Source organism: Pseudomonas sp. EggHat1, from assembly GCF_014892995.1.
Lineage (GTDB): Bacteria > Pseudomonadota > Gammaproteobacteria > Pseudomonadales > Pseudomonadaceae > Aquipseudomonas > Aquipseudomonas chaetocerotis.
This window is the reverse complement of sequence record NZ_JACKQK010000008.1, coordinates 99779-119074: the sequence shown is the minus strand read 5'-3', so window position 1 is coordinate 119074 and position 19296 is coordinate 99779. Positions and strand designations below refer to the sequence as shown.

Below are 19296 nucleotides of genomic sequence, written 5' to 3'. Positions count from 1 at the left end.
CTAGGTGCGATAGAGCAGGCTCTCCGCCAGATAGTCGGCGACTCGCGCCGGGGAACGTTTTTCAGCCTGAGCATGGGCGTAGACCTCAGTCAGACGCCGGCTGATCTGTGCCAGATGTGCGGTGATCGCCGACAGCTCCTCACCGCGATGACGCAGCGCCACATAGATCAGCCCTCCGGCATTGAGCACGTAATCCGGTGCGTAGAGAATCCCGCGAGCTTCCAGCTGGTCGGCCACTTCGGGGCTGGCCAGCTGATTGTTGGCAGCCCCTGCCACCGCTGCGCAACGTAGATGGGCGACCGTCTGCGCATTCAGCACACCACCCAGGCCGCAGGGCGCAAGGATGTCACAGGGCGTGGTGAGCAGCGCATCGCTGGCTATCGGGTGCGCCCCTAGCTGTTCGACGGCCAGTTGCACACGCCCGGCATCGAGGTCGCTGACCAGCAGTTCGACGCCAGCGGCATGCAGCGCTTCGGCCAGGGCGAAGCCGACATTGCCCAGGCCCTGAACGGCGACCCGCAGCCCTTCCAGATCGTCGCTGCCAAGACGCGCCTGGGCCGTGGCGCGAATGCCCGCGAATACACCCAATGCTGTGTGCGGTGAGGGATCACCCTCGCTGGTCGTGCTGGTTGCGTGACGGGTGTACTGGGCGATGCAGTCCATGTCGGCACTGGAGGTGCCGCTGTCGATGGCGGTGATGTAACGTCCATTGAGGGTTTCGATAAAACGCCCGAAGGCTTCGAACAGCGCAGCCCGGCTCGGCAGATGCGGCGGACGGATGATCACCGCCTTGCCTCCACCGTGGTCGATACCCGCCAGCGCCGCCTTGTAGCTCATGCCCTGAGCCAGACGAATGGCATCGCCAATGGCGCTTTGTTCATCGGCATAGGGCAGGTAACGACAGCCGCCGAGTGCTGGCCCGAAGCGGGTGTTGTGAATGGCGATAACGGCCTTGAGACCGCTGGCCGGATCCTCGGCCAGGTGCAGGGCCTCGAGGCGGGCGGCTTCCATCATGCTGAACATGGGCGAGCTCCCGGTCGGACTTCAGGCCTCAGTATAGGAGAGCCACACTGGACGACGACCTTGCCAGGGGCTACAAAAGCACAATCCAGCGGAGAATGCGATGAACCCACGCCAAGCCTGCCTGCAGTGCCTACAACGCGATCCACCCGCCCTGTTCGAGGCGGCGCTGTGGATCGCCGCCGAACACGATGATCAGCTCCAGCCTGTGCAGATACTGAGCGACCTGCACAGCCTGTTACTGCAGGTCAGCGCTGGGCTACCCGCCCTGCCCGCTCGCGAACTGGCCCAGCCGTTGCTGCGCCGACTTGCCGAGCTCGATTTCCAGGAAGACGACGAAGGCGTGACACGTCCATACCATGCCCTGCTGCATGAAGTGCTACGCCGCCGACGCGGCCAGCCGCTGCCCCTGGCATTGATCGCGCTGGAAGTGGCGCGCCGCCTGGATATCCCACTGCAGGGCGTGAATTTCCCGGGTCATTTCATGCTCCGTGTACCTGGCGCAGATCACCTGCTCGACCCCTGCGGCGGGCGCCGCCTGTACACCCGCGACTGCCGTGATCAGCTCTATCGCCAGGTGGGCCCGGATGTCGAACTCAGCGCTGTGCACCTGCAGACAGCCAATGCCGCCGACATGCTACGACGCCTGTCTCGCAATCTGCGCCTGCTGCACGTGCAGCACGATGCGCCCGAGGCAGCACTCAAGGATGCCGAGCGAGTCCTGCAGCTCGGCCCGCCGAACCTGGTCGATCACCTGGCTCGCGCGGACGTCTATCGACGACTGGATTGCCCCCAGGGTGAGCGCTATGACCTGGAACACGCGCTGCTGTTCTGTGAGGAAGAAGGTCTGCGCCTGCAGTTGAGCCAGCGCTTGCGCGACCTGGCGCGTACGCCCGCAGTGCATTGAAGCGGCAGAGACTGCGGCCTCAGGCGACTCGCACGAGCGAAATATCAGGCAGACGCCGCCAGACCGTGGAAACTGAAGTAGTAACGCAGCGCGTCGATCATCTCGACGTAGTCGGCAGGCGGTGCCACCAGGGCGAACCCGGAGTCGTAGATGCCGGGCGTGACATCTTCACGGCACCACTGGCAATTGGCGGAGAAGTCGATGAAATGCATGCCATGCTGGCCTGGAATCTTCAGGCGCATGTCGAAGCGTGCACCCACCAGCATCGGCAACTGACTGATCAGCATCAGACCGTCGAGGGAGACATTGCCGATGGAGCCCATCGGTTTGTCGGTGATGCGATTGAACACCTTCAGGTAGTAGGGCAACTGATGGCGTTCGATTCGGCGCTGGCTACGCATAGTGGCAAATCGCTACAAAGGAGCTTGAGTATGGCCTTACTACGGCCACTTAACCACCCTCAAGAACAGCGTTGGGCTATCCGCTCACGCAACTGGCGACGAGCGGCGTCTGTTTCTTCATCACTGTAGTAGATGCGTTCACCGCTGGCGTCGGTGCGGTAATAGCTGAAGCCTTCGGCAATCTGCGCCAGGCGCCGGCGCAGATCGCGGCATTCGTTGGCGCGCTCTTCGCGTTGCGCGGTCGCGGCTGCCGCCGCCTGTTGCTGCTCCTCGCGCCGGGCATCATAGAAACGCTGGCTGCGCGCCTCGCGCTCACGCGTGTGCTCGTCACGCTCGACCACCTGCGGCTTCACCTGCACGGTTTCAGCCCCGGCAACGGGTCTTTGGCCGAAATGCACCCGCCCCTGCTCGTCCGTCCAGCGATAGATTTCCGCTGTGGCCAGCGTGGGCAACAGTGCAACGATCAACAACAAGTGGCGCATGTTCATCCTCCATGAGCGACATAGGCCAGCTTATACCGCACCACGTCGTCGAGGAACGCAGGACGACCGAAGGCTCAGAGGGTAGCCGGACTGACCTTGGCCGCCGCCGCCGCCGCCGCCGCCGGGCTGTGATGCCCCAACTGCTCCAGCGTCTGCAGACGCGCGCGGGCACGGTAGGCATACTCACTGGCCGGATAGCGCGTGATGATGAACTGGTAGGTCTGCGCGGCATCGACGAACAGGCTCTCGCGCTCCAGGCATTGACCGCGCAACAGGGAAATCTCCGGCTGCAGATAATTGCGCGAGCGGCTCTTGCGCTCGGCCTGCGACAGCTCCAGCGCGACACGGGCGCAATCGCCTTCGTGGTAGGCGCGATAAGCGTTGTTCAGATGATGGTCGAGCGAGACACGGGTGCAACCCGTGGCAACCAGGGCCACGGCCAGAATGATCAGGGTACGCATGGGCAATTCCTCCAATGAGCAGTGTATCGACAGCCCAGGCAAAAACTGAACAGCGGCAAGCCGACTATGGTTCTCCGGCAGCGCCCTGGCGCGTTTCAGCCAGCGAGCGTGTCTTTCCTCTTTACCAGCACCGACGGCCAGACGGCTAAGCCTCTGGAACCAGCACCAGATCGTCGCATGCGCTGACCCACATCAATGCCACACGCCGCAATAGCGCCTGTAATGCAGCCATACACTCCAGGCGAGGACCCTGCCATGAACGTTCAACGGCTGCTGGTCGTCATCGACGCCGAACACCAGCAACAACCTGCCCTGCAACGTGCCGTCGATGTGGCACGCAAGACCGGCGCCGAATTGCACCTGCTGCAGGTCGAATACCACCCAAGCCTGGAGAGCGGCCTGCTGGGCAGTCATCTGCTCAACCGCGCCCGTGAAACCATCCTGCGACAAAACCACGAGGCCTTGCGCGCCAGCGTCGCTCACCTGAGCGATGAAGGATTCAGGATCGAAGTGGACGTACGCTGGGGCAAACGCCGCCACGAAGAGATCCTTGCCCGCGTCGCGGTGCTGCAACCGGACATCCTGTTCAAATCGACGCACCCCAGCAGTGCGCTGCGCCGCCTCTTGTTCAGTGACACCAGTTGGCAGCTGATTCGCCGCTGCCCGGTGCCACTGTGGCTGGTGCACGACGCCGAACCCCGTGGCCAGAGCCAGTGCGTCGCGCTCGACCCACTGCACAGTGCCGACAAACCCGCCGCCCTCGATCATCAGTTGATTGATACCAGCCAGACCCTGCAGGCCGAGCTCGGCTTACAGGCCCAATACCTGCACGCGCAGGCGCCGCTGCCGCGTTCGCTGCTGTTCGATGCCGAGGTAGCGCAGGAATATGAAGACTACGTGACCCAGTGCAGCCGAGAGCACCGCGAAGCCTTCGACAAGCTGATCGCCCAGCACGCCATCGATAGAGCACAGGCCCATCTGCTGGACGGTTTTGCCGAGGAAGTCATCCCGCGTTTCGTGCGTGAGCACAATATCGGCTTGCTGGTGATGGGCGCCATCGCCCGCGGCCATCTGGACAGCCTGCTGATCGGCCACACCGCAGAACGGGTGCTGGAACGTGTCGAGTGCGATCTGTTGGTGATAAAACCGCACGGCAAAGGGTAGTGCACAGGAACAATGACTACAGCCCGGCGCCGTAGTAGCCTCCCGGACATAGTTCACTAGGGAGTTCGTGCATGACCTTTCGCCGCACCAAAATCGTCGCCACCCTGGGCCCGGCCAGCAGCTCACCGGAAGTGCTGGAGCAACTGATCCTCTCCGGTCTCGACGTGGCCCGTCTGAACTTCTCCCATGGCACGCCGGACGACCACAAGGCGCGCGCCGCTCTGGTTCGCGAGCTGGCCGCCAAACACGGTCGTCATGTCGCGCTGCTCGGCGACCTGCAAGGCCCGAAGATCCGCATCGCCAAGTTCGAGAACAAGCGCATCGAGCTCAAGGATGGCGACCTGTTCCGCCTCTCCTCCAGCCACTCGCGCACGGCCGGCACCCAGGACGTGGTCGGCATCGACTACCCGGCGCTGATCCAGGACTGCGATGTCGGTGATGAACTGCTGCTCGACGACGGCCGCGTGGTCATGCGCGTCGAACTCAAGGGTGCCGACGAGCTGCACTGCCGCGTACTGATCGGCGGCCCGCTGTCGGACAACAAGGGCATCAACCGCCGTGGCGGTGGCCTCACCGCTCCTGCTCTGACCGAGAAAGACAAGGTCGATATCAAGGTCGCCGCCGAGATGGACCTGGACTATCTGGCCGTGTCCTTCCCGCGCGATGCCGCCGACATGGATTACGCCCGTCGCCTGCTCACCGAAGCCGGCGGTACTGCCTGGCTGGTGGCCAAGATCGAACGCGCCGAAGCCGTGGCCGATGATGAAACGCTGGACGGTCTGATCCGCGCCAGTGACGCAGTGATGGTCGCTCGTGGCGACCTGGCCGTGGAAATCGGTGACGCCGAGCTCGTCGGTATCCAGAAGAAGATCATCGCTCACGCCCGTCGCCTGAACAAAGCCGTGATCACCGCCACGCAGATGATGGAGTCGATGATCCACAGCCCGATGCCGACCCGCGCCGAAGTCTCCGACGTGGCCAACGCCGCGCTGGACTATACCGACGCGGTGATGCTGTCGGCCGAAAGCGCCGCCGGCGAATACCCGGTCGAAGCCGTGCAGGCCATGGCTCGCGTGTGCCTGGGTGCCGAGAAACACCCGACCAGCCAGAAATCCAGCCACCGCATCGGTCGCCAGTTCCAGCGTTGCGACGAGAGCGTGGCCCTGGCAACCATGTACACCGCCAACCACTTCCCGGGCGTCAAGGCCATCATCAGCCTCACCGAGAGTGGCTACAGCCCGCTGATCATGTCGCGCATCCGCTCGTCGATCCCGATCTTCGCCTTCACCCCGCACCGCGAAGCCCAGGCTCGCGTGGCACTGTTCCGTGGCGTCTACACCGTGCCGTTCGACCCGGCCTCGCTGCCAGCCAACAAGGTCAGCCAGGCGGCGGTGGACGAGCTGCTCAAGCGCGGCGTGGTCGAGCCGGGCGACTGGGTCATCCTGACCAAGGGCGACAGCTACCACGGCACCGGCGGCACCAACACCATGAAGATCCTCCACGTCGGCGATCCGATGGTGTGATCCCCCCGTGAATGCAAAAGGCCGCTCATCGAGCGGCCTTTTGCGTTTCAGCGGTCTCGCTTCATTTCTGGTTGTAGCTCTGGATCAGGTTGGCGTAAGCCGGCAAGTGGCCGCCGAGGATACCGCCGAACCCTTCGACGTCATTTCGCCAGTCGCGGTGCAGCTCACCACCGACGCTGAACCAGTTGACCAGTTGGGCGCCGGCATGGGCCATGCGTGCCAAGGCGGCATCGCGCACTGCGGTGTTGAAGGTGCCGGAAGCGTCCGTCACCACGAAGACGTCATAACCGGCCTCCAGTGCGGAGAGCGTGGGAAATGCCACGCAAACGTCGGTGACCACACCCGCGATGATCAGCTGCTTGCGCCCTGTGGCCTTGATCGCGTTGACGAAATCCTCGTTATCCCAGGCATTGATCTGCCCCGGGCGAGCGATGTAGGGCGCATCCGGAAACATGGCCTTGAGCTCCGGCACGATGGGACCATTGGGGCCCGTTTCGAAGCTGGTGGTAAGAATGGTCGGCAGCTTGAAGAACTTGGCGATATCGGCCAGTGCCATGACGTTGTTCTTGAACTCGTCGGGCGAATAGTCGCGCACCAGCGAGAGCAAACCCGCCTGGTGATCGATCAACAATACGACGGCATCGTCCTTGTCCAAACGCTTGTAAGTGAAAGCCATGGGAAAACTCCTGTACGGGTGATGAGGCTGAACCTCGAGACCATTACGATCTCGAAGGACGCTCAGCCTAGTGGCAGGGGCCGCTGGCAATCGACCGCGCAGAGGGAAAATAGCTTTTCGAAAAAACCGAACAAAAATCCTCGACGAAGGCATTACCCTCATCCAATCGAATCGGGGGAGAAGCCCGCACATGAAGCTTGATCTGCAGGAAATCGAAACCTATCTGCGGGTGGTGGAACTGGGTGGCGTAAGCCGGGCAGCGGAGGACCTGGCGCTATCCAAGTCGGTGATCAGCAAGCGTCTGAGCGATCTGGAACAACGTCTCGGTAGCAAACTGCTGCACCGCTCGACGCGCAAGGTCACACCGACCGACACCGGCCTGGCTTTCTACCAGCAGGCCAAGCAGGCACTGCTGGAGCTGAGCGAAGCCGCCGAGGCGGCAGCCTTCAATGACAGTGGTCTCTGCGGGCGCCTGAACATGCTGGCGCCGATGAGTTTCGGCACGCTCTGGCTGGCGCCGCTGATCGCCGAATTCATGCGTCTGCATCCACAGCTGGAAGTCAGCTTATACCTCGAAGATCGCATCAGCGATTTCGAGCGCGAAGGCTATGACCTCTGCGTACGGATCTCACGCATCGGCGATAGCGCGCTGATCGCCCGCAGGCTCGCCAGCAGCGCCCGGATACTCTGCGCCAGCCCGGAGTATCTACAAAGGCAAGGCACGCCGGAACATGTCGAAGCGCTGCGTGAGCACGACTGCATCGGCTACAGCAACGTTGCTTCACGGCAATTCTGGTCCTTCGAAAACGACGATGAGCAAGGCGAACTGGCGAACGTGGCACCACGCGGACGTTTTTCCAGCAACAACGGCGAAGTCATGCGCGAAATGGTGCTGGCCGGCCAGGGTCTGGCGTTGCTGCCAAGCTTCCTGGTCCACCGGCATCTGAAAGACGGTTCGCTGGTCGAGATCCTGCCTCAGGCGCGGCCCAAGCCTTACTCGATCTATGCCATGTACCCGCGCTCCCGGCGGGCTTCACGCAAGGTCGTGGCGCTTTGCGAGTTTCTCCAGCAGCGCCTGCTCGAGCCGCCGTGGGAATAGATCAGGAAAACCGAGAGAAATCCGGCTTTCTGCGCTGCATGAAGGCCGTCAACGCCTCGACGGCCTCCGGCGAACGCAGGCGCTGGCCGAACAGAGCACCCTCCTCCTCGATCACCTTGCGCAGCTGCTCGCGATCCGGCGCGCGCATCAGACGTTTACTGTCGGCGACCGCTGATGGCGCCAGCTCGAGAAAACGCTGTGCCATCTCGCGCGCCTTGTTCAGCGTCGTCGCGCCATCCTCCAGCGCCTGGTTGGCGATCCCCCAGGTAGCGGCCTGCTCGCCCGTGAAGGCCTGGCCAAGCAACAGCAGCTCGGCGGCGCGTGCGTGGCCCAGCAGACGCGGCAGAATCAGGCTGGAGCCATATTCGGGGCACAAACCAAGATTGACGAAGGGCATTTTCAACTGCGCATCACGGCTGACGTAGACCAGGTCGCAATGCAGCAACAAGGTGGTACCGATACCCACCGCCGGGCCGGCCACGGCGGCGACCACCGGCTTGCTGAACTCGAACAGGGCGCGCATGAACTGGAACACTTCGCTGTTCAGTCCGTTGGGCGGCGCCTGGATGAAGTCGGCGACATCGTTGCCACTGGTGAAGCACGCCTCGCTTCCGGTGAGCAGCACCACGCGCACGCTGGGGTCGCGCTCGGCCTCGTCCAGCATTTCGGCCATACCAGCGTACATGGCACGGGTCAGGGCATTCTTCTTGTCCGGGCGGTGCATGCGCAGGGTCAACAGACCGCCGTCGCGTTCGATATGCAGGTGTTCGCTCATGAAATGCTCCAGAACCGTAGGGTGCGCCGTGCGCACCACACGCCTGGGCAGCCGGGCCGGTGCGCACGGCGCACCCTACGCGCGGGGAAGGAAAACGTCGGCGAGCATCTGGCTGCGCGGCAAGCCGGCCATGTAGAGGCGCCGCGCAAAGCTGTCGACCGTAGAAGGACGGCCGCAGAGTAAGGCGAGGGTCTGCCGTGAAACAAGGCGCAGTTCGGCCAAAGCAGCCGGCAACTGCGCCGCCGTTATCAGCTCCACCTGCAGGTTGGCGTGTTGCGCCGCCAGCGCCTGAAGCTCGCTCGCCAGATAGTGCTCGACCGACTCATGCGCCACGTGCAGCAGGCGGATGGCGCCTTGGTGCTCCTGACGCAACGCTTCACGCAACACCCCGTAGAGCGGCGCAAGACCGGTACCGGCAGCCATCAGCCAGAGTGGTCGCGCCTGCCAATCGACGTCGTAATGCAGGGCGCCACCGCGCAGCTCACCGAGGCGCAGCGCGTCGCCAACCTGCAGGCGCCGCGCTGCATCGCAGAATGCACCGGGCAGGCGACAATCGATGTGAAACTCCAGGCAGTCGTCCTCGCCTGGCACACTGGCCAGTGAATAGGGCCGGGCAACGCCTTGTTCATTCCACAGCAGCAGATGCTGGCCGGGGCAATAGCGCAACGATCTGGCCGGCTGCAAGCGCAGACGTAAAACCTGCGGGCTGGGCCAGTCCAGAGCGACCACCCTGGCCGCCAGGCCATCACGCTGCGGGTCGAAGGGTTCGACCTGCAGGTCGTCGATCACCTGGCACTGACAAGCCAGGCGCCAGCCCTCGGCACGCTTGTCGGCCGCCAGTGCCTCGGGCTGACGATCCAGAGGCTCACCGGCTACGCAGCGCACCAGACAGGCGTGACAACTGCCGGCGCGGCAGCTGTAAGGCACCGCTACACCGCCTCCGAGCAACGCATCGAGCAAGTTGGTTTGTTGGACGACCTGCAACTGCAGGTCACCCACACGCAGTTCAGGCACCCGCATTCTCCCAGCTGGCATCGCAACGATTACGTCCGCCGCGCTTGGCCTGGTAAAGCGCCTGATCGGCACGCTGCAGGGCTTCATCGAGATCGTCACCGGCGACCAGCAGCGTCATGCCGGCGGACAGGCTGAGATTGTCGACCTTCACGCCCAACGGCTCGGCCCTGGCGAAGGCTTCGCGCAGGCGCTCGCAGCAGGCGGTGAACTGGTCGGCATCGGTATTGGGCAATAGCAGGACGAATTCCTCACCGCCGTAGCGGGCAATGATGTCGCCGTCACGCAGACAGGCACGGGCAACTGCGGCGAAGGTTTGTAGCACCCGGTCACCGGCAGCATGGCCATGAGCATCGTTGATTCGTTTGAAATGGTCCAGGTCGATCAACGCCAGACCGTGATGCCGCCCGTGGTCCAGATGTTCCAGTTCGCGGGTGGCCAGACGCAGGAAATGGCGACGGTTGAACAGCCCGGTGAGTTCGTCGGTGGCGACCAGATCCTCGAGCTGGCGCATCATCCCGCGCAAGGTGTCCTGATGCGCCTGCAAGGCGAAGCGGCGTTGGCGCATGCGTTTGCGCATGGCCTGCACGTAGCTGGAGAAAAGACACAGCCAGACCAGCAGAATGAACAGCACCCACACCTGCAGCCAGGCCATGCCCGGGTCCACCAACTGCATGCGATAGGCCTCGATCAGCACCATGGCAGTGAAGCCGAAGAAGGCAAAGGCGGCGCAACGCACGAACACCCGCGGCGGCAACTGGAACACGCCAAACAGCAGGATCAGTACATAGAAGACCATCATCACGCCGCGCGCACTGTCGAACAGCGCCAGCACCGGTGGCTGCCAGGCTAGCGCCACCAACACCTGGGCTTCGGTCAGGCTGGGATCGTCACAACGCAGGTTGCGCCCGGAGAGAAACAGCCACAGAAATACCAATTGGCTGCCGAACACGCCCAGTGTCAACCAGGCGGCAGTACTGAGGGAGCCGAGAAAAAGACCATTGAACACGGCGAACCAGCAGACGAGCGCCATCATCGCGTAGGTAGCGAAGGCCATGGCGAAGCGTTTGAGCAGGAGGCTCTGCAGGCTGCGTTGCGTTCCCCGGCGAGTCGTTGAGCTCATGGGCTCCATCCCATACTGGCATCTGGCCGTACTCTACCCTTGTGATCACAAAAAACCTAGGCCGCAGTAGGAAACCGCTGAAAATCAGGCGAGCCAGTCAGCGCGGGAAAGAACAGGCGAAAACGATCGCAGTCGCGCCCGACGTTACTAGCTGCAAATGAGCATTCGACCAGGCTGGCGTTCCGCCTGTTTCAACGTGACGATGGCGATGCACGACTGCATGGATGCAGGAGCTAGAGGGACAGCCGAGGTCGCTTTGCCGGCGCCCGATAACCGCCCACTGCACTTGCCATCGACCTTCGGCTGCTGTGCCCGACGCGAGCGGGTGCGGTATACTGCCGCGCCTTTTTGGGCGGCTCTGTAGATATCGCCAAGGTGGTTTCCAGAGCTGCCCTTCCGCCGTTGCGCCGGGTCGTTGTCCGGCGCTTCCTTGTTGATGTTCCCTGATAGAGGAGCGCCCCAATGACCGTGATCAAGCAGGACGACCTGATTCAGAGCGTCGCCGACGCACTGCAGTTCATCTCCTATTACCACCCCGTCGACTTCATCCAGGCGATGCACGAGGCCTACCTGAAGGAAGAGTCGCCGGCCGCCAAGGACTCCATGGCGCAGATCCTGATCAACTCGCGCATGTGTGCCACCGGCCACCGCCCGATCTGCCAGGACACCGGCATCGTCACCGTGTTCATCAAGGTCGGCATGGACGTGCGCTGGGACGGCGCCACCATGAGCGTCGACGACATGATCAACGAGGGCGTGCGTCGCGCCTACAACCTGCCGGAAAACGTGCTGCGCGCCTCGATCCTGGCCGACCCGGCCGGTGCCCGCAAGAACACCAAGGACAACACCCCGGCGGTGATCCACTACTCCATCGTTCCCGGTGACAAGGTGGAAGTGGACGTCGCAGCCAAGGGCGGCGGCTCCGAGAACAAATCGAAAATGGCCATGCTCAACCCGTCCGACTCCATCGTCGACTGGGTGCTGAAGACCGTGCCGACCATGGGCGCCGGCTGGTGCCCGCCAGGCATGCTCGGCATCGGCATCGGCGGTACTGCCGAAAAAGCGGCAGTGATGGCCAAGGAAGTGCTCATGGAGCACATCGACATCCACGAGCTGCAGGCCCGTGGCCCACAGAACCGCATCGAAGAGCTGCGTCTGGAGCTGTTCGAGAAGGTCAACCAGCTGGGCATCGGCGCCCAGGGTCTGGGCGGCCTGACCACCGTGCTCGACGTGAAGATCATGGATTACCCGACCCACGCGGCTTCGCTGCCGGTGTGCATGATCCCCAACTGCGCCGCCACCCGTCACGCCCACTTCGTGCTCGACGGCTCGGGACCTGCCGAACTGGAAGCGCCGGATCTGGACGCCTACCCGGAAATCGTCTGGGAAGCCGGCCCGAGCGCACGTCGCGTCAACCTCGACACCCTGACCCCGGAAGACGTGCAGAGCTGGAAGCCGGGCGAGACCGTCCTGCTCAACGGCAAGATGCTCACCGGCCGCGACGCTGCGCACAAACGCATGGTCGACATGCTCAACAAGGGCGAGCAACTGCCGGTGGACCTCAAGGGTCGCTTCATCTAYTACGTCGGCCCGGTCGATCCGGTCGGTGACGAAGTGGTTGGCCCGGCTGGCCCGACCACCGCTACCCGCATGGACAAGTTCACCCGTCAGATCCTCGAGCAGACCGGCCTCTTGGGCATGATCGGCAAGTCCGAGCGCGGCCCGATCGCCATCGACGCGATCAGGGACAACAAGGCCGTGTACCTGATGGCCGTCGGCGGCGCTGCCTACCTGGTGGCTCAGGCGATCAAGAAGTCCAAGGTCCTGGCCTTCGAAGAACTCGGTATGGAAGCCATTTACGAGTTCGAAGTGAAAGACATGCCGGTGACCGTCGCGGTCGACACCAACGGTGAGTCGGTACACATCACCGGCCCTGCGATCTGGAACAAGAAGATCGCCGAAAGCCTGGCGGTGGAAGTGAAGTAAGGCAGCCGCAAGCGACAAGCTTCAAGCTGCAAGAAGAAGCCCGGCCAAGTGCCGGGCTTCTGCGTTTCCGGGCGCTGACATTGAACCGGAGCTGCCGGCATGGATCAGCCAAGCGGAACGATACCCGCCCATACGCGGCCTAACACGGAAATCGTCAAGGAGGTGCCATGACCTTTTCCATCGTTGCCCGCTGCCCCCGCAGTGGCCAGTTCGGCGTCGCCGCCGCCACTGCGATGCCTGCCGTCGGCAAGCTGCTCAGCCACGCCGCCGCCGGTGCAGGAGCAGTGGCGACCCAGGCACAGGTCAATCCCTATCTCGGCCTGGATGGCCTGCAACTGCTGCGTCAGGGTTTATCGGCGAACGAAGCGCTGCAGCGACTCAAAGTCACTGATCCCTGCATGGAACTGCGCCAGTGCGCGCTGATCGACGCCCAGGGCGACAGCGTCTGCTGGACCGGAGAGAAATGCATTCCCTGGGCCGGCTCGCTGGTCGGCGAACAGTTCTGCGTACAGGGCAATCGCCTGGTCGGCCCGCAGGTGCTGGACGCAGTGGCCGAAGCATTTCGCCGCACCGAGAAACGCGCGCTGATCGAACGCCTGATCGAAGCGCTGGCCGCCGGCGATCGATGCGGCGGCGACCGCCATGGCGAGTCGTCCGCCGTGATCTACGTGGTCGATCAGGAGGAGTATCCACTGTGGGACATCCGCGTCGACCATCACCTCGACCCGCTGGCCGAGCTGCGCCGTCTGCACAAGGTGTTCGCCCGCGACGTACTGCCGGAGATCCTCGCCATGCCCACACGCGACAATCCGGCAGGCCTGGCGGCGGAGGACTCGGTCTAGCGCGCCGCCGCACCGAAGCGCCGCCGATAATCGCCAGGCGACACCCCCACCAGGCGTATGAACACTTTGCGAAACGCACCACTGTCGCTGTATCCCACCTGCCAGGCGACCTGCTCGATGCTCTGGCGAGTGAACTCGAGTAGCTCGCGCGCCTTGCTCACGCGCAGCTGCTGGCAATACTCGGTCGGTTTCATGCCCGTGGCAGCGCGAAAACGGCGCAGGAAAGTACGCTCACCCAAACCAGCCCAAGCGGCCATGTCGGCCAGGCTCGCGTCCGCCGCCACCTGAAGCCAGCGCTGAACGGCAAGCACTGCGGCATCGCCATGATCGAGACTGGGCGCAAAACTGCTGAAATGCCGCTGCGACTCCCGATTCAGATCGATCACCAGAAAGCGCGCGGTCTCCGCCGCAATGGTCGGCCCCATCAGCCGCGTCACCAGCGCCAGGCCAAGATCGGTCCAGGCCATCAGGCCCCCGGCGGTGATCAGATCACCATCGTCGATGACCATACGCTCGGGAAGTACCCGGACGAGGGGGAAACGAGCCGCCATCTGAGCAGCCAGCGACCAGTGGGTGGTTACCGTTCGACCATCGAGCAACCCGGCTTCGGCCAACGCGAAAGCACCGACGCAGACCGACGCCAGCAATACACCCGCGCCATGCTGCTCACGCAGCCAGTCGCGATAACACGCGGCGAGCGGCTGCGTGGCATCGCCATCCAGACAAGGCGGCAAAATCACCACCTGCGGCGCCTCCTCACCCTGTGGCAGGCTATCGAACACACGACGCACGCACCCCGCCTCATCGGCCTGCCAGTGACTGACCCGCAGCCGAGGCACTGCCTGACGTTCCTGCCCCGTCGCCATCCTGTTCGCCACGCTGAACAGATCCCCCAACCCATGCACCGCAGCGAGCTGCGCACCGGGGTAGAGCAATAATCCGATCTCCAGACAGCGCTCGCTCATTGTCAGTTTTTCCCCGCAGATTGTCGGCCCTGCCCATCCTAGCAAACGCGCCGAGGCGATAAGGTGTGCGGCACATCATCCCACGGAGAACACCATGAGCAAGCGCGCCCTGATCCTGATCGATATCCAGAATGACTATTTCGAAGGCGGCAAATGGACGCTCGAGGGCATGGACAGTGCCACCGCCAATGCCGCTCGCGTAATGTCGGCAGCACGCAAGAAGGGCGACAAAGTGATCCATGTACGCCATGAGTTCGGGAGCGATAACGCGCCCTTCTTCGCCCCCGGCAGCACAGGCGCGCGCATCCATACGCTGGTGCAACCCCTGGCAGGCGAAGCGGTGGTGCTCAAGCATCAGGTCAATGCCTTTCTCGACACCGACCTCAAGGCCCAACTGGACGACGCAGACATCGAACAAGTAACCCTGGTCGGCGCCATGAGCCATATGTGCATCGATGCCGCAGCACGCGCCAGCAGCGACTTTGGCTACGCCACCACCGTCATTCACGATGCCTGCGCGACGCGCGACCAGTCGTTCGAGGGCCAATCGATTGCGGCCGCCCAGGTGCATGCTGCGTACATGGCCGCCCTTGCTTTCGCCTATGCGAGCGTGGTTTCGACCGAGCAGTATCTGGCGGGCTGAGTCAGCTTGCCCCGAAACGCTGCAGTTGCATCTCGCGCAGGCGGCTTAGCGTGCGCCGGAAGGCGAAGCCGAGATAACCCTGGGTGTAGAGTTCATCCAGCGCCACCTCGGCCTCGATATACAGCGGCACGCGGCGGTCGTAGCACTCGTCGACCAGGGCAATGAAGCGCCGTACCGCATCGTCGTTGCGCGACAGCGCCGGCAACTGCCGATCCCCGGCATCGACCCGTTCGGCGCCATCCTCGGTGCCACGGGCGATGCGTCCTTCACGCTGCTCACCACCCAGGCATGGCACCTCGCCGAGCAGGATGGCCGGGAAGCGCTCGCACARTTCGATGAAATCCACCGCCGCCAGTGGCTGCTCGCACAGATCGTGAAAACGACACCACAGTGCCGCAGGGCAGTGACCGAGGCTCACCAGGCTGCGATGGGCCAGCTGCAGCGGTTCACGGCTGATGACCTGCCCATCGCTCAAGCGGGCGAACAGCTCGCCCAGCGCCTGTGGCTGCTGCACCCAATAGCGTTGAACCTCGGCACCGGGATGCAGGCGATGATCCTGTTCGCCGTCCACGGCAATGACCTGCATATGCATCTTGAGCGCAGCGATGGCGGGCAGGAAGCGCTCGCGGTTGTAGCCCTCGGCATACAGCTGATCCGGCGGCTGGTTGGAGGTGGCCACCAGCACCACGCCCTGCTCCACCACCAGGCTGAGCAGGCGGCCCAGCAGCATGGCATCGCCGATATCGCTGACGAACAGCTCGTCGAAACAGAGCACACGCACCTCGCGTCCCAGCTCCTCGGCTAAAAGTCGTAGCGGATCGGCATTGCCGGTCAGCTGGAACTGCCGGCGATGCACCCATTGCATGAAATGATGAAAATGCTGCCGCCGCGCCGGCACTCGCAGGGCGTTATAAAAGCTGTCCATCAGCCAGGTCTTGCCACGCCCGACCGGCCCCCAGAGATAAACGCCGAGCGGCCGTTCGCCGCGTTGCGCGACCTCGAAGCACTGCTGCAGCGCCTCGACCGCGCGGCGTTGTGCAGCATCGACCACGAAGCCGGCTGAAAGCGCACGCGCGTAGGCAGCACGAGGTGAATCCGGCAGGGCCTGCGGCGCGTTCAACGCAGCACCAACCGGCCGTCATCGAACTGTCGTGGCCAGTCGCGACGGGTGAACACCTGGCCCTGCTCGCGCACGCGGCGCACCTCATCCAGATCCAGCTCGCAGATCAGCCAGTGGCTGCGCGTGGGGCACAGCTCCTCGCTCTCGGCGACGATGCCGCTAGCCGGCATGCCGTAGTCCGATGGCACGTACAGCGAGGCTCGGCCATAGCCCTCGTCCAACGAGGGCGACCAGGGCGCCAGGCCGACGGTAGGCGAGTGCAGCACGGCGATCTGGTTCTCCAGCGCGCGAGCCTGGGCGCCGATGCGCACGCGATGAAAGCCGGCCACGGTATCGGTGCAACTGGGCGCCAGGATCAGATCGACACCCGCCTCGGCCAGGGTATGCGCCAGCAACGGAAATTCGTTGTCATAGCAGATCAAAATGCCGAGCTTGCCCAGTGCCGTGTCGAACACCTTGAGGCCGCTGCCCGCCGCGATGTGCCACTGTTCGAGCTCGAAGCGGGTCATGATCAGTTTGTCCTGGGTACCCAGGCAGCCATCCGGGCCGAACAGCCAGGCGCGATTGCGGTAGATGCCGTCGTCATCGAGCACCGCCATCGAGCCGGGCTGCAGGTAGAGATTCAACCGCCGCGCCAGGTGCTCGCACAGCTCCAGCCAGCGTGGCAGCAGCGGCTGGATGCCGGCGATGGAACCATGCAGGTCGCCGCGCTCTTCTTCCGGTAACTGCCCGGTCAGCACCAACCCGGCGTACTCCGGCAGCAACAACAGTTCAGCGCCCTGCCCGGCAGCCTCTTCGCAGAGTGTGGTGAGGTGCTCGACGTAGGCATCCCAGGTGGGCAGCAGATCGATGTGGTACTGGCAGGCGGCAACCTTGATCATGAGGTGAGTTCCTTCAACCAGAACGACATGGGCTTGGCCGACTCTTCGGCTTCGTCCAGGTCACGCCAGTGGTAATGGGTGTGCAATTCGGGGTGATGGCGGTAGCCGCGCCTGATCCAGAAGGCGTCAAGCGGCTGGTAGTCGGCAGGCCGTCGCGGGTGATCGACGGGGCGCTGCACGGCGCAGAAGGCGCACCAGTCGAAACGCCCCAGCTTGCGTGCATGGGCCTCGCGCTCGGCGAAGAAGCGCACGCCCAGACCGCGCCCGCGCCAGGCCGGCAAGACCACCGACTCGGCGCAGTAGAAGATCCGCGCCGAGTCCCAGCCCGCAGCAATGAACGGCTGCTGAAACGCCTCGGTTTCGTCCTGCAGCGGCAACGCCGTGCAAGCGCCTACCACCTGACCGGCGTCGACGACCAGCACGCACAGGCTATCGGCACTGCGCACGTAGGTAGCCAGGTACTCGGCCTCGTAGTCGAGGTCGCCAGCGTAGAGATAGGGAAACTCGCGGAACACCTGGATACGCAGGCGCGCCAGATCGTCGATATGGGGCGCAATCTCGGCCCCGTGGAGCAACTGAATGTCCATGCGCAGTCGTTGGCCAACAGCAGGGTGACGCCGACGGCTATGCCGGCGGGAAGCGGCGAACTTATCATGCCCACCGGCAAACCACTAACCACGCACCGCAAGGAACTTAGCCATGACCGCCACCGAACTGGTTCAGGCCTACTACGCCGCCTTCAATGCCGGCGACATGCCCGCCTTTCTCGACCTGCTGGCCGACGACGTGGTGCACGACATCAACCAGGGCGAGCGTCAGGTCGGCAAGGCCACCTTCGCCGCCTTCATGGACAAGATGAACCGCTGCTACCGCGAGCGCCTGACCGACATCGTGGTGATGCAGAACGCCGAAGGCAGCCGCGCCGCTGCCGAGTTCGTGGTGCACGGCGAGTACCTGGCCGACGACGAAGGCCTGCCGCCGGCCAACGGCCAGACCTACGTGCTGCCGGCAGGCGCCTTCTTCGAGATCAAGCACGGCAGGGTGGCGCGCATCAGCAACTACTACAACCTCAATGACTGGGTTGCGCAGGTCGGCTGAATATCCTCAGGCCCGGGGCCGGGCCTGGCAGCCGCTCGGTGCCCTGATGCACAACCCCCTCCCAGCTCAGTGAACCCAGTACAGCCCACGTTGCTCGGCCAGCCGCGCTCGCTCCCGATCCAGCTCGGCCCGTAGCTCTTCTTCACTGGGTAACACCAGCTTGTATTTGCTGGCGAACAGTTGCTCGCTGCCCTGCAGCACCGAATAACGCACCACGGACGCATCCTTCTGCGCACAGAGGATGATGCCCACGGTCGGGCCGTCTTCCAGGCCGCGCCTGAGGTCATCGAACATGCGCACGTACATGTCCATCTGGCCGATATCCTGATGGGTCAACTCGCCGCGCTTGAGATCGAAGATCACGAAGCACTTGAGCAGGTAGTTGTAGAACACCAGGTCGATATAGAAATCCTTGCTCTCGGTGCTGATGCGCTGCTGCCGGCCGACGAAGGCGAAACCCTTGCCCAGTTCCAGCAGAAAGCTCTGCAACTGGTCGATCAGCGCCTGCTCCAGCTCGCCTTCCAACATGGTGCCGGCATTGGGCAGGCCGAGGAACTCCAATAGCACCGGATCGCGCACGAACTCACGCGGGCTCTTGCCCAGGGCCTGCAGCTTGCTCGCCGCCTCCTGCTCGACCGCCGCGCGATCCTGGCTGGCCAGCAGACGCTCGTAATACAACGTGCCGATCTGCCGCTCCAGCGCACGGGTGCTCCAGTTCTGCGTCGCGGCCTCGTTCATGTACCACTGCCGTGCACTGTCGCTGTCCAGCTTGAGCAGGGTGCGATAATGCGTCCAGCTCAATTCGCGACGCAGTGCGTCGCGAATTGGAAAAGCCAGAAAGAACGCCCGCATATGTCGCAGATTGGTTGCATCGAAACCTTTGCCGAACTCGGCCGTCAGTCCCTTGGCCAGCGTCGTTAACAGATTCTTGCCGTAGGCGGCACGCGCCTGCCCACCCTGCTCGAATTCAACGATATGCCGGCCGATTTCCCAGCAGGTTTGCACCTGAATCGTATCCACCGCACGCACGGCCTGCTGCCGGGCCTGGCGGATCAGCTCAGCCAGTTCGGTGAGCAGAGGTTGCAACTTGGGGTCAGCATTGAGTGACGTCATCTTTCC

Annotated in this window: 21 protein-coding genes; 8 read left to right on the top strand and 13 right to left on the bottom strand. The window is 63.6% G+C overall.

What is annotated here, in order from left to right; genetic code table 11:
- Positions 1-1023: a Glu/Leu/Phe/Val dehydrogenase gene (locus tag INS93_RS14580; RefSeq protein ID WP_192983206.1), complete on the bottom strand. Its 1023-nt coding sequence runs from the start codon at positions 1021-1023 to the stop codon at positions 1-3.
- A 100-nt stretch (positions 1024-1123) separates the two neighbouring features.
- Between INS93_RS14580 and INS93_RS14575 the strand changes: the two genes are divergently transcribed.
- Positions 1124-1927: a SirB1 family protein gene (locus tag INS93_RS14575; RefSeq protein WP_192983203.1), complete on the top strand. Its 804-nt coding sequence runs from the start codon at positions 1124-1126 to the stop codon at positions 1925-1927.
- A 44-nt stretch (positions 1928-1971) separates the two neighbouring features.
- On the opposite strand, the gene INS93_RS14570 is transcribed toward INS93_RS14575, so the two are convergent.
- The 3 genes from INS93_RS14570 to INS93_RS14560 all read right to left on the bottom strand — a co-directional run bounded on the left by INS93_RS14570 (position 1972) and on the right by INS93_RS14560 (position 3271).
- Positions 1972-2328, bottom strand: coding sequence for a PilZ domain-containing protein (locus tag INS93_RS14570; RefSeq protein ID WP_160019692.1), 357 nt, complete (start codon positions 2326-2328; stop codon positions 1972-1974).
- Between the two features lie 59 nt (positions 2329-2387).
- A complete protein-coding gene (locus INS93_RS14565; protein WP_192983200.1) occupies positions 2388-2810 on the bottom strand; it encodes a DUF4124 domain-containing protein in 423 nt (140 codons plus the stop codon).
- A 74-nt stretch (positions 2811-2884) separates the two neighbouring features.
- Positions 2885-3271, bottom strand: coding sequence for a tetratricopeptide repeat protein (locus tag INS93_RS14560; protein WP_192983193.1), 387 nt, complete (start codon positions 3269-3271; stop codon positions 2885-2887).
- Positions 3272-3526: 255 nt separating this feature from the next.
- On the opposite strand from INS93_RS14560, the gene INS93_RS14555 reads away from it, so the two are divergent.
- Together INS93_RS14555 and pyk are read left to right on the top strand one after the other, a co-directional pair.
- A complete protein-coding gene (locus INS93_RS14555) occupies positions 3527-4435 on the top strand; it encodes a universal stress protein (protein WP_192983190.1) in 909 nt (302 codons plus the stop codon).
- A gap of 71 nt (positions 4436-4506) precedes the next feature.
- Positions 4507-5958, top strand: a complete 1452-nt coding sequence (gene pyk / locus INS93_RS14550) for a pyruvate kinase (protein WP_192983187.1) — start codon at positions 4507-4509, stop codon at positions 5956-5958.
- A 61-nt stretch (positions 5959-6019) separates the two neighbouring features.
- Here pyk and ycaC read toward each other — a convergent pair whose 3' ends face one another.
- Positions 6020-6634, bottom strand: a complete 615-nt coding sequence (ycaC, locus tag INS93_RS14545) for an isochorismate family cysteine hydrolase YcaC (protein WP_021490228.1) — start codon at positions 6632-6634, stop codon at positions 6020-6022.
- 190 nt (positions 6635-6824) lie between these two features.
- Between ycaC and INS93_RS14540 the strand changes: the two genes are divergently transcribed.
- On the top strand, positions 6825-7733 hold the full coding sequence (locus INS93_RS14540) for a LysR family transcriptional regulator (RefSeq protein WP_192983185.1): 909 nt from the start codon (positions 6825-6827) through the stop codon (positions 7731-7733).
- Between the two features lies 1 nt (position 7734).
- Here the strand turns inward: INS93_RS14540 and INS93_RS14535 are convergent, their stop codons facing one another.
- The 3 genes from INS93_RS14535 to INS93_RS14525 all read right to left on the bottom strand — a co-directional run bounded on the left by INS93_RS14535 (position 7735) and on the right by INS93_RS14525 (position 10642).
- The gene (locus tag INS93_RS14535) at positions 7735-8508 is read right to left on the bottom strand and encodes an enoyl-CoA hydratase (protein WP_192983182.1); all 774 of its coding nucleotides are present in this window, start codon (positions 8506-8508) and stop codon (positions 7735-7737) included.
- A gap of 75 nt (positions 8509-8583) precedes the next feature.
- On the bottom strand, positions 8584-9522 hold the full coding sequence (locus INS93_RS14530) for an iron-sulfur-binding ferredoxin reductase (RefSeq protein WP_192983179.1): 939 nt from the start codon (positions 9520-9522) through the stop codon (positions 8584-8586).
- Positions 9515-10642: a sensor domain-containing diguanylate cyclase gene (locus tag INS93_RS14525; protein ID WP_160019700.1), complete on the bottom strand. Its 1128-nt coding sequence runs from the start codon at positions 10640-10642 to the stop codon at positions 9515-9517. Before INS93_RS14525 ends, INS93_RS14530 begins: the two co-directional genes overlap by 8 nt.
- Positions 10643-11104: 462 nt before the next feature.
- On the opposite strand from INS93_RS14525, the gene INS93_RS14520 reads away from it, so the two are divergent.
- Both INS93_RS14520 and INS93_RS14515 read left to right on the top strand, forming a co-directional pair.
- A complete protein-coding gene (locus tag INS93_RS14520) occupies positions 11105-12628 on the top strand; it encodes a fumarate hydratase (protein WP_192983176.1) in 1524 nt (507 codons plus the stop codon).
- A gap of 167 nt (positions 12629-12795) precedes the next feature.
- The gene (locus INS93_RS14515) at positions 12796-13470 is read left to right on the top strand and encodes a DUF1028 domain-containing protein (RefSeq protein ID WP_192983173.1); all 675 of its coding nucleotides are present in this window, start codon (positions 12796-12798) and stop codon (positions 13468-13470) included.
- Here the strand turns inward: INS93_RS14515 and INS93_RS14510 are convergent.
- A complete protein-coding gene (locus INS93_RS14510) occupies positions 13467-14435 on the bottom strand; it encodes a GlxA family transcriptional regulator (RefSeq protein ID WP_192983171.1) in 969 nt (322 codons plus the stop codon). The genes INS93_RS14515 and INS93_RS14510 overlap by 4 nt on opposite strands.
- A gap of 94 nt (positions 14436-14529) precedes the next feature.
- Here INS93_RS14510 and INS93_RS14505 point away from each other — a divergent pair, with 94 nt between their 5' ends.
- Entirely contained in the window at positions 14530-15078 is a 549-nt protein-coding gene (locus tag INS93_RS14505; RefSeq protein ID WP_192983168.1) for a cysteine hydrolase family protein, read from the top strand.
- A 1-nt stretch (position 15079) separates the two neighbouring features.
- Here INS93_RS14505 and zapE read toward each other — a convergent pair whose 3' ends face one another.
- From zapE to INS93_RS14490, 3 genes are read right to left on the bottom strand one after another with little or no spacing between them, the layout of a single operon-like run.
- The gene (gene zapE, locus INS93_RS14500; RefSeq protein ID WP_192983165.1) at positions 15080-16198 is read right to left on the bottom strand and encodes a cell division protein ZapE; all 1119 of its coding nucleotides are present in this window, start codon (positions 16196-16198) and stop codon (positions 15080-15082) included.
- Entirely contained in the window at positions 16195-17079 is an 885-nt protein-coding gene (locus tag INS93_RS14495) for a carbon-nitrogen hydrolase family protein (RefSeq protein ID WP_192983163.1), read from the bottom strand. The genes zapE and INS93_RS14495 overlap by 4 nt, the downstream gene beginning before the upstream one ends.
- A complete protein-coding gene (locus INS93_RS14490; RefSeq protein ID WP_160019707.1) occupies positions 17076-17666 on the bottom strand; it encodes a GNAT family N-acetyltransferase in 591 nt (196 codons plus the stop codon). Before INS93_RS14490 ends, INS93_RS14495 begins: the two co-directional genes overlap by 4 nt.
- 112 nt (positions 17667-17778) lie before the next feature.
- Here INS93_RS14490 and INS93_RS14485 point away from each other — a divergent pair, with 112 nt between their 5' ends.
- A complete protein-coding gene (locus tag INS93_RS14485) occupies positions 17779-18177 on the top strand; it encodes a nuclear transport factor 2 family protein (protein WP_192983160.1) in 399 nt (132 codons plus the stop codon).
- A 66-nt stretch (positions 18178-18243) separates the two neighbouring features.
- Here INS93_RS14485 and INS93_RS14480 read toward each other — a convergent pair whose 3' ends face one another.
- Positions 18244-19290, bottom strand: coding sequence for a PDDEXK nuclease domain-containing protein (locus tag INS93_RS14480; protein WP_192983158.1), 1047 nt, complete (start codon positions 19288-19290; stop codon positions 18244-18246).
- Positions 19291-19296: the final 6 nt, after the last annotated feature.